The 9,568-nt window shown below is 49.2% G+C and carries 12 protein-coding genes; all 12 read left to right on the top strand.

Annotated elements, in window-relative coordinates; translation table 11 throughout:
• The coding region (locus QUB25_RS28785; RefSeq protein ID WP_333188773.1) for a tyrosine-type recombinase/integrase at positions 1 to 237 on the top strand (237 nt) is incomplete at its 5' end.
• Between the two features lie 89 nt (positions 238 to 326).
• A complete protein-coding gene (locus QUB25_RS28780; protein ID WP_333188771.1) occupies positions 327 to 653 on the top strand; it encodes a hypothetical protein in 327 nt (108 codons plus the stop codon).
• Between the two features lie 32 nt (positions 654 to 685).
• A complete protein-coding gene (locus QUB25_RS28775) occupies positions 686 to 955 on the top strand; it encodes a flagellar alpha dynein (RefSeq protein ID WP_333188768.1) in 270 nt (89 codons plus the stop codon).
• Between the two features lie 314 nt (positions 956 to 1,269).
• Entirely contained in the window at positions 1,270 to 2,208 is a 939-nt protein-coding gene (locus QUB25_RS28770) for a site-specific integrase (protein ID WP_333188766.1), read from the top strand.
• A gap of 225 nt (positions 2,209 to 2,433) precedes the next feature.
• The gene (locus QUB25_RS28765; protein WP_333188764.1) at positions 2,434 to 2,823 is read left to right on the top strand and encodes a hypothetical protein; all 390 of its coding nucleotides are present in this window, start codon (positions 2,434 to 2,436) and stop codon (positions 2,821 to 2,823) included.
• A complete protein-coding gene (locus QUB25_RS28760; protein ID WP_333188762.1) occupies positions 2,816 to 3,178 on the top strand; it encodes a hypothetical protein in 363 nt (120 codons plus the stop codon). The genes QUB25_RS28765 and QUB25_RS28760 overlap by 8 nt, the downstream gene beginning before the upstream one ends.
• A gap of 7 nt (positions 3,179 to 3,185) precedes the next feature.
• On the top strand, positions 3,186 to 3,665 hold the full coding sequence (locus QUB25_RS28755) for a hypothetical protein (protein ID WP_333188760.1): 480 nt from the start codon (positions 3,186 to 3,188) through the stop codon (positions 3,663 to 3,665).
• Entirely contained in the window at positions 3,662 to 3,901 is a 240-nt protein-coding gene (locus tag QUB25_RS28750; RefSeq protein WP_333188758.1) for a hypothetical protein, read from the top strand. Before QUB25_RS28755 ends, QUB25_RS28750 begins: the two co-directional genes overlap by 4 nt.
• Positions 3,898 to 4,167, top strand: coding sequence for a hypothetical protein (locus QUB25_RS28745; RefSeq protein WP_333188756.1), 270 nt, complete (start codon positions 3,898 to 3,900; stop codon positions 4,165 to 4,167). Before QUB25_RS28750 ends, QUB25_RS28745 begins: the two co-directional genes overlap by 4 nt.
• Complete coding sequence (locus QUB25_RS28740) at positions 4,155 to 4,709, top strand: hypothetical protein (RefSeq protein ID WP_333188754.1); 555 nt, start codon at positions 4,155 to 4,157, stop codon at positions 4,707 to 4,709. The genes QUB25_RS28745 and QUB25_RS28740 overlap by 13 nt, the downstream gene beginning before the upstream one ends.
• A gap of 1,181 nt (positions 4,710 to 5,890) precedes the next feature.
• The gene (locus QUB25_RS28735) at positions 5,891 to 9,037 is read left to right on the top strand and encodes a plasmid replication protein, CyRepA1 family (protein ID WP_333188752.1); all 3,147 of its coding nucleotides are present in this window, start codon (positions 5,891 to 5,893) and stop codon (positions 9,035 to 9,037) included.
• A gap of 46 nt (positions 9,038 to 9,083) precedes the next feature.
• Positions 9,084 to 9,568 (top strand): tyrosine-type recombinase/integrase (locus QUB25_RS28730; RefSeq protein WP_333188750.1); only part of this gene is annotated, 485 nt, incomplete at its 3' end.

The raw sequence follows: 9,568 nt of genomic DNA, 5'->3' as shown, positions 1-9,568 counted from the left end.
GGCGGCCCGATGACTGCGGACGCTGCAAGGAAAATGATTAAGAAGGCGGGAGAAGGAGCACAGCTTCAATTCCCGGTTCACCCCCATATGCTGCGACACGGCTGCGGTTACTACTTGGCCGCCAAGGGGATAGACACCAGGGCGATTCAAGATTATCTGGGCCACGCCAACATTCACCACACAGTCCGCTACACGCAGCTAGCACCGCAGCGCTTTGAGGGATTTTGGGAAGACTGAAACATTGTAGACAGAATTGTAGACAAAAGTGTTGACACTGTAGACAGGTATCAGTTAGTGTAGACACATGATGTCTACAAGTGTCTACAATGAGTAACAGTCAGGTTATATCGTTTCGCGCTTCGGGTCACTTTTTGAACTGGATTGAAGCCCAGAGAGAGGAAGGGGAATCGCCCAGTCAAGCAGCAATGCGCGTCCTAAAAGTGCTTGCTATGGGAGGAGATATAGAGGTGTCTACACCAGTGTCTACATCAATGTCTACACGAAGCAATGATAGTTTGATGTCTACAGATTTGTCTACAGATTTGTCTACAGATATCGGTCAAGTTGTAGACAGTCAGGTAGCGGCCAAGCTTGACCCCGTGATGGAACGCTTAGCGCTGGTGGAGGAACGGTTGGGAAAATTGAGAGCCTGAGCGAGGGCAGCGATGAATCGCTCAGGCTTGAATTGAAGGAAGCCAAAAAGCAGCTAGCGGAATGGGATGCAGAACTGAACCAATTGCACGAGCGGAACGGGGACTTGGGACTTGAGGTGCAAAATCTAAAAGAACAATTAGCGATCACTAATCGCGACCGGGAAGAAAATCAAAAAAGTTCGCCTGCCAGCGACTTATCTGACAAAGCAGCTAAAGTTCTCAGTTTTATACGTCCCCATCTAGCCAAGAAAGTCCCGGCTAATTTGCTGTCGAAACTTGAAGAGATTTTAGGGGAGGATTGAAGGGTAAACCCCACAAGGGAAATTAGGAAGCTACCGCCCCGGTTAACTTCGGGGCTTCCCTCCCTCTCGTAAAACTTTACAGCCGTTGCTTGACAAGATGGCTGGAATACTGCGATCGTAAGTTTAAGGAAGATTTGATATGCGCGGCCGGCGCAGTGTAATCAGCACTGCACTAGCTACGACTTCCCCAAACGTTAAACCGGTAACGATTGGAGCTGAATCATTATGTCATTTTTAGAACGATCGTCTGAGCGCAGACGAGACAACTTCTGCTTTGTCGCGCCGCGACCTGCTGGTGATGACTTGAGGCTGGTATGCAAACCATAACGCCAGAGCTTAAAGCTCTCCTCAGCCAGCTATCGCAGCAGTTGCAAACAGATGCGAAGCCAGACAAAAATCCCTCGCCTTTTCTTAGCTTGGGCGAGCTGTGGGAAAGATACACAGCTTATAAAACCGAACACTTGGCGGCGACCACAATCAAAAAAGATTTTGGTGTGGTGCGGAGGCACATCAGCAAAACCTGTGGCGATTTGAACCAGGCTCAAAAAATACGATCGCAATTGCTCGAAGCCACCACATCCCGATCCGCAAAGAGAACGCTCATGCAAATTAACGCTTGCTGCACTTGGGCGTCGGACTTCGGGCTGATTGAAAATAACCCGTTTGAAAAGCTCAAAATCAAAGCAAGGAAGCCATCCACCGACATACAGCCTTTTACGGAGGAGGAACGCGAGCGTATCATCGCGGCATTTAAGGAAACAGAGAGTTTTTACGCTCCCTTGATTGAGTTTCTGTTTCTCACCGGGTGCAGACCCAGCGAAGCAATCGCGCTTCGGTGGAAGCACATTGACGCCGACCTTACCCGAATAACTTTTTGTGAGGCGCGGGTCTACGGGATCACCAAGGGGACGAAAACCAACAAATCTCGCATTTTTCCGATCAACCCAAAACTGCGATCGCTCTTGAGCGCTATTAAACCCAGGGCAGCTCGTGGCGATGATTTGTTGGTTTTCCCAAGCAAGAACGGTTTGAGTATTGACGAGCACAACTTGGTGCGCCGCCAGTGGAAGCTTGTTCTCGAACGTCTCGGCATTGCGAGGCGACCGCTTTACAACTGCCGCCACACGTTCATATCTTTTTGCCTTGGGAAAGGCGTTCAAGTACAGCAGGTTGCGGTTTGGGTTGGAAATTCCGCCCGTACCATCTGGGAACACTATGCGGGGTTGACCACAACGCAGGATGTACCCGAATAGTCTCAGCTAAGTCGGCCGTGCGCGGGACGCTGAAAACTTTTTAGGTTTTCGGCTTTCAGAGATTTGATGACAAAACTTTACAGTCGCAGCTTGCAATGTAGCTCAGAATCTGCGATCGTAAGTTTAAGGAAGATTTGATATGCGCCCCTACGCAGTGTAACCAGCACTGAAGTAAGGACGAACTTCCCCAAACCGTTTGTCTACAACGTTTGGAGCCTAAATATTATGAACCATAACGCCGATTGCCCAGAGGGGCGATCGCAACTCTTTACGTTTCCCCGGCGCGAACTTTTGCAAAGGTTAGCCTCGGCTGCTTTGTTGACCATTTTTCCAGTGCACCAGTCGGCTGCTAAGCTGCCTGCAAAATACCCAGTTCCTAGCTTTCAAGTCGGGGACAAAGTAGCTGACCATTGGATTGATGAATTTGAAATAGCTCAAATAGAGTACGGCGAGGTAGTGGGTATCTGCTGGCACCCAGATGAAGAAGTTTGGGGGTACCACGTCAATTGGACGAGCGGAACTATGCCCTCTGAATACTACCCTTGCTACGACGGGCATCTAACTATAGGCGGTGATTTGAGAGGTCATGATTTGAGGACTGTTAATCATGTCTAAGCCTCTAATTTCTTACCGTCGTATAGACCAGCTCAAGCAATTAGCCTACGACTGCAATCTCACAAACGAGCAAGCACGAGAATTCGGGAAATTAACAGCAACAGCAACGTGGGAAAAGTTACTGACTTCGCACGGTCTAGAGTTTGATCGCCAAACCGAACCGCTTGACACAGGACTAATCAATCAAGAAAGCCCTCGCCAGATTAATTTGACTGATTGGATTGACTGGGCGCAAGCCCTTGCCCTCGCTCTCGCGTCGGTAGGCTTTGCCCTGCTAATTTTCGGGCTCTTTCCCCGCATTAATCCACTAAATCTATTCCCAGTAAAAATCACAATTCAAATAGGACAGAAATGACATGGGCATGACGACAAAACTATTTGGTGGTGAAGTTTCCGACACCATCACCAGTAAGAGCGAAAAGTTGACCGCTCCGACTGATGCCAGCGTAATTACACCTCTTAACCCTGGTAATTTTGCCAGTATCCGCACCACACCCGTAGTGGATGCCCCGCGCTACTTCACAGAAGAAGAAGCAGATGCAATGAAGAAGCTCGCAAAGGAAAAAACCGAGGGAGCTCGCCACGCCAAAAAAGCCTACAAGTCGCTAACCCAGATTGAAGAGGCAGATGCAAAAGTCCACAAATCGCACAGGAAGTATGAGGGTGCGGTAGCGACTAACGAACTGGTAAAGAAAAAAGCTGATTTCGGATTGGCTAAGACTTTGCACGGCTTGCGCCCTGGTTCTGCTCGTCTAGGTGTCGGTCTAGAGAAAGCAGAAACTCGCGCTACTGAAAGGATTGAGGCGATTAAAGCCAAGCTGATCGGAGGGACTGAGAAATGATTCTAAACGTCTTACGACGACTTGCAAACTCAGACGCCCGGTACTGGCACAACGGTTACTTTGTCCGAGTTTATGAGGATGCTGGCTGGGGTTGGCAGATTTTTCGAGACAACAAATTCATTTACCACGACGGGCAATTTACCGCGCTCATAGATGGGGGGCATTGTCCTTCAGAATTCGAGGCGCATGAATCAGCCCAAGATTACATCGGCAACATTTTGAGGTATCGGCAATGATAAAGGCGATCGCACTTAGCAACAACTTTCTGCTGACTGCGATTGCCTCCAGCTTCCTCTGCTGGTTGGCATCGCTTCACCCCTCTCTACTGCTATTTGTACAAGCACTGTTCGCGCTTAAGTTGATTGTCAGCGCCAGCGCTTGGTTGTTAGATGATGCCATCATCGCCATTTTGAAAATTAACCTGCTACAGCTTCGATTTCGGCTGATTGCAAGCACTATTGGTGCTTTGGTTGGTGTGGGGGTGATGCTATGTCGCTCTTGAAGGTTTCAGTATTGTCGGTTTCTGGGCTCACACTGTGGTTAGCTCCCCCGTTCATCTTTTCCCGAAAGATTCCCCTGCACAATTTCATGCAAGGTGTAGCCCTGGTGTCGGGTTTTGCCTGCTGCTTTGAGGGCCGCCGATGCGCTCTGAAGTTAGCCAAGGCTGACGAGTTTGAGGCTATGAAGGAGCGGGCAATCGACGCTGACGTGGCGGACGAGCTTAGCACTTCGATCTACGTGGCGGAACAGCAACGGCGGAAGGAAGCGGAAGCAATTCTTGCAGCTTCCGGCGAGGAAGTGGAAGCTGCGCGGGAAGCCTTGGAAGCCTTATATAACAACGACTTACAGCCAGAAGCTTCCGCTACCACTTCCGAGGCTAATGCTAGTGACTTAGCTCTGTGGTGGAAGGTGGAAGCTGCACAAGTTGAGGGCAAAACCGCGACGTGGATTATTGAGAATATTCTCGGCAAGAAAGGGCGCAAATTCTCCGAAGGCAAAAAGCAGTTTAAAGAATTGATTGAAAAGTTCAGCGAAGGAGGATAAGAACGCGGGCCGGGAGGGGGCTGGCTTGCAGCCTGCCTCCCGGCCACTTGCTCGACTTAACCGGATTAGGTGATACCCGGTATAGAAAAGCAAGTAAAAGCTTAGGGAGCCTATTACTCCTAATGCAGTCGTAAAACACCATTGACACCGCTCAAACTCGTAGAGTTTGGCGTAGTACGCAACAGTCTATAATTTTTCTGAATTTTGGTGGCACAGTCATCAGGTACTCATAAGACACCGTTGACGCGCTCGAAACTCGTAGAGTTTCAAGTAGTGAGCAACACTCTATAATTTTTCTAAATTTTAGCGGCTTAGTCATCAGGTACTCATAAGACACCGTTGACACCCTCCAAGCTCTACAAGTTTGGAGTAGCAACACACAGTCTAACTTTTACCCAGACTGCGCTAAAAGACTGTTAACACCCTGGAAACTCTACAAGTTTCAACTGCTATACCAATTGCTATCCACAAGATAACGCAAGGTATTACTAGAAAATTGCGACTGCACACCACCTTTACACCACGCACGACCACAACAAAACCTACGGGTTTCGAGGAACATTACGGAGGTATCTGACAGGCTACAGCTTGCGCCACTAGAGGCTTTGTGCCAAAAGTCCAATATATTAGACTTTTGGCTTACGGAAGCAAAGGGCAAAACAGGAGAACTTGCTTCGTAAAAAGCTACACACATTGCAATACAGACATGGCTCGGTCAAATCTGAACCGTGGAGCATCTACTCCACTGCTCACAAGTTATTAGATCCGGTTTACAACGTTTTGTAAAAAGAGGCGGGGACACTGTGCAAAAGGTGTCTGATTCAAATTTTCCATAAGTCAAAAAACTTTTTACAAAAGCTGAAGACTATAGTTAAGAGTAGGTCTAGCCAATTTTATTGATTAGGAAGTCGCACAACTATTTCTTAAGGAGAATTCACCAACGCGCGACATGAAGTCAAATTTGCAGGGTCTGAGCTAAAACAACCATTTTTTTCTTTCAACACTACTGGGGCAAAAAAATAGATCGAAAACTGGCGTCAGTTAGCCAGGTCATGCTACCTTATTCTTAGTCTACAAATAGACAAAAAAAAGACCTCCAACCAAGTTCAGAGTGCGTCGTCAAACTATACTCTGGCTTGGTACTAGGTCTTTGAATCATAATAAACTAGCCTCAATCTATCATGAATACCACAGACACAGCAAGCTCTTTTGCTGAGGAGCTTGCGTACCAAGACTGCGTAGTCAAATCAGGACTCCTACCTGAAATCTTCCTCCTCAACTTTGAGCCGACAGACAGCGCACTGACCACCTACGACCTGCTGTACCGCGACACTGACGCCACCACAAACAGCAGCAGCGGTAGCGCTCAGGCGAAAAGAAATTTTAATAAATGTGAAGGCGTATCGGGATTCATAGCCAATGGCCGCTTCCGCCAGTTAGCCGGCCCGCCGCTCGCCTTTGACAAGAAAGGCCGCCCCCGCAAGTATCACCAGCCGCAGGGCAAACCGCTAGAAGTCTTTTGCCCAAAGGTGACTGTCGCCATTTGGCGAAAAATAGCCGCCAAGCATAAGTTAGCGATGCCCGAACTCCCGGCAGTCGGCATCAACGGGGAAGCTTTGGGATTTTGGGACTGGGTTATCAGTAGCAATTGCCCCACCGTCATCACTGAAGGGGAAAAGAAGGCGTGCTGCTTAATCAGTCGCGGGCATGCTGCGATCGGACTGCCGGGAATTCACACGGGTTACAGAGTCACGGAACGCGGGGAAACAGTAAGAAAATCCGACGGGACAGAATACCAGCGAGCCTTGGCACGGGAACTTCACACAGCACTCCAACCGCTTGACACAGCGGAACGCCAAATCACGATCGTTTTTGATTACCGCGCTGGGGACTACTCGCAGAGTCAAGAATTCAAAGCGGCCACAGTCCTCAGCAAATTGTTCAAAAGTGCGATCGCAAAAATCGGCAAGTTGCCGGGCCCCGCTAAAGGTGTTGACGATTTCTTAGTGGCTGGTGGCGACATTGACGCGGTTATCGCTGAAGCTTGCCAAGAAACCTCAGAAGGATGGAAGCTGCAAAAATGGCTGAGGCTTCGGGGATTCACTCCAGATCGCACAATCAACTCAAAATATTTTGATGCGCCCGCGCCAGAGTCCGGCACAGTCACGGCGATAAAATCGGGGCTAGGAACTGGGAAAACGGAATGGGTTAAGAATAAAGTTGCGATCGACCTGCGCGGTTTACAGATAAACCTCGGATACCGCAACAGCTTGCTTTTGCAACAGTGCGAAAAATGGGGTAGCTATCACTGGGACGAACACAAAGGCTATCTCTTCACTAAAGACCCTGACGGCCGCTTAAGTCTCTGCGTTGACTCGCTCCTCAAGCTTCCGATTGAGATGTTTGAGTATGCTATGCAGCACGTCCGAGGGATGACTGTCATCCTTGATGAGTCAGTGTCTGTGATTAAGCACGCCCTGACCTCTTCTACACTTTTTGGGAAGCGTCTAGAAATTCTTGAGCGACTAGAGGTAATCTGCAAGCTGGCAGATCGGATTATCCTGAGCGACGGCAACCAGTCCGACATCGTTGTGGATTATATCTCTGAGATTTCTGGCAAGCAGTCAGTCAAAATTGAGAATGTTTTCACGGGCGATACTCCCCCCATATTTTTTGTAGACGCGGGGAAAAAGTCTAAAAAGTGGCTGAGCGCTGAAATCCTTAAAAGTCCTTGCCCTGCAGTTGTCACGGATTCGCTGCGAGATGCCGAGGCTCTAGCTTTAAGGCTGAGAGAATCGCACGGCCCAGGAATTCTGCTGACTTCAAAAACTGGAACAGAGGATTGGGCGAAAAAATTCATTAAAAACTCGGACGCTTACATTCGGGAACACAAACCAGCCTGGTTAATCTTCAGCCCGACTGGTGAAAGCGGTATTGATGTTAGCATTCGAGATTATTTCTCTGATGTTTTTTGCTGGTTTGTGGGGGTACTCGGAGTCGATGAAGCTACGCAGATTAGCCGTCGGGTTCGCCACCCTGAAAGAATCATCATTCTCTGTCCTGAACGCGGGTTGAAAAGTCGTAGCAGTGCGGGAATCTTTGAAGCTGACATTATCAAAGCTCTTGCAGAGTTCGGGGACACAGAGGCTCGCTTACTTGTAGAGGATGAATCCCAGTTGCAAAAAATCAGAGAAGATTTAGCGGCTCAAATCGTCACCCCACACACAATTCTGTGGGCAAAGCTCCAAGCCAAGGCAGAGCTAGAACGTGCGAACTTGCGGGAATATTTGCTTAAAGCTTTCGAGCTTGGCGGTTACTCGGTGCAGCAAGTCTCGGCTGCTGAGTGTGATGATGAAGGCTACGCTCTGGCAAAGGAAGAGTGTAAAGACAAGGAATCTCAGGAAATTTTCAACGCTCCCGACATTGACCTAGCTGAAGCTTTAGAAATCAAGCGGAACTATAGCGCTGCATGGCCGGAACGATGCCAAAGCATCAAAGCTTTGCTGAAAGCACGGCTACCAGGAATCGAAGACTCTGAGCTGTGGAGCTGGGAGTTTGTGCGTCGCGTGAGATTTGACGAACGATCGCTTTTGTCTCAGCTTGATGCGGCTTGGCAATTTGACAACCCAGAGGACGCCGAATATTTGCAGCGGCACAAATTTTCGGCTGGCAAGCGAGAATTTTTGGGCGACTTCTCCAGTCGCTACCTCAAAATCAGAGCGCTTCAAGCCCTGGGCTTGGAGAAGTTTCTCGATTCCAGCAAAGATTGGAGTGGCGACGATTTTGAAGTCAACGAGCTTTACGAACGGTGCAAGAAGAAGGCGATCGCAAATCTTCTCGGACATCCCGGCAAGATGAAGCCGATGCAGTGGCTAAATCAATTGTTGAGTTTAATCGGCTGCAAACTGATTGGCAGAAGAACGAAGCAGAACGGAGTGCTGAAGCGGGTCTATTCATTTGATGATGAGCTCAGCACCCCTGCAAAGTGGGCTGAGTTAATGGCATTTACAACCCAAAAACAAGCGAAAAAAATCTCTGAGCTAAAGGAAGCTGAACTTCTTGCAGCACAAGCAATTGAGGCGGTTCCACCTACCCCTGTTTTTGATACAAATTTAGGGGTAGGTGGAACCCTCCCCGCAGAAACGGAACCGCAGACAGAACCCATTGGCAGAACGGCATGGGTGCAGCGCTGGGGACAGTGGGTGCGAGGCTCATTCTTGGCTGCTACAGACGGCGCTCAATATCGAATGCTTATCGAGCAACTGGGGGGATGGAGTGAGGTGCTAGCTTGGCCGCATCAAATTCGCTGGGAGGGACAGACTTTTTAACATCTATCTCAATAGTTAGAATGTTGGCACTGATTTAGGTGCTCTAATGACTGTCATTCCATTCCCCAGCCGCGGCCCTCGACTTCTGAAAGTTAGAGAGTCTGTTTCGCCGCCCCCAAAAACTAGCTCCAACAGGAGGACATACTTGGAAGTTCGCGATCGGGAATATCTATTCGAGGATGAGGTGGAGGCGATGATTAAGGCCGCTAGAAAGGGGCGGTGGGGTCATCGGGACTCTACGCTGATTCTCATTGGTTACAGACACGGGCTGCGGATATCGGAGTTGGTGAACTTGCGCTGGCAGCAGATTAATTTGAAGACTGCTCACATCCACGTTAGGCGGCTTAAAGGTTCACGTCCTAGCGTTCATCCGCTGGCTGGGGAAGAGATGCGATCGCTCAGACAATTGCAAAGAGACTTTCCCGACTCGCCCTATCTATTTGTCTCAGAGCGTGGCGGCCCGATGACTGCGGACGCTGCAAGGAAAATGATTAAGAAGGCGGGAGAAGGAGCACAGCTTCAATTCCCGGT

Source organism: Microcoleus sp. B3-D7 (assembly GCF_036705305.1).
Classification (GTDB): Bacteria; Cyanobacteriota; Cyanobacteriia; order Cyanobacteriales; family Microcoleaceae; genus Microcoleus.
The sequence above is the reverse complement of the archived record's forward strand: the minus strand, read 5'-3'. Positions and strand labels throughout refer to the sequence as shown.

Bases quoted from the DNA above. Each gene is read 5' to 3' on its own strand.
- QUB25_RS28735 (WP_333188752.1), top strand. From the start codon at position 5,891: ATGAATACCACAGACACAGCAAGCTCTTTTGCTGAGGAGCTTGCGTAC.
- QUB25_RS28780 (WP_333188771.1), top strand. From the start codon at position 327: ATGAGTAACAGTCAGGTTATATCGTTTCGCGCTTCGGGTCACTTTTTG.
- QUB25_RS28760 (WP_333188762.1), top strand. From the start codon at position 2,816: ATGTCTAAGCCTCTAATTTCTTACCGTCGTATAGACCAGCTCAAGCAA.
- QUB25_RS28765 (WP_333188764.1), top strand. From the start codon at position 2,434: ATGAACCATAACGCCGATTGCCCAGAGGGGCGATCGCAACTCTTTACG.
- QUB25_RS28745 (WP_333188756.1), top strand. From the start codon at position 3,898: ATGATAAAGGCGATCGCACTTAGCAACAACTTTCTGCTGACTGCGATT.
- QUB25_RS28755 (WP_333188760.1), top strand. From the start codon at position 3,186: ATGACGACAAAACTATTTGGTGGTGAAGTTTCCGACACCATCACCAGT.
- QUB25_RS28770 (WP_333188766.1), top strand. From the start codon at position 1,270: ATGCAAACCATAACGCCAGAGCTTAAAGCTCTCCTCAGCCAGCTATCG.
- QUB25_RS28740 (WP_333188754.1), top strand. From the start codon at position 4,155: ATGTCGCTCTTGAAGGTTTCAGTATTGTCGGTTTCTGGGCTCACACTG.
- QUB25_RS28750 (WP_333188758.1), top strand. From the start codon at position 3,662: ATGATTCTAAACGTCTTACGACGACTTGCAAACTCAGACGCCCGGTAC.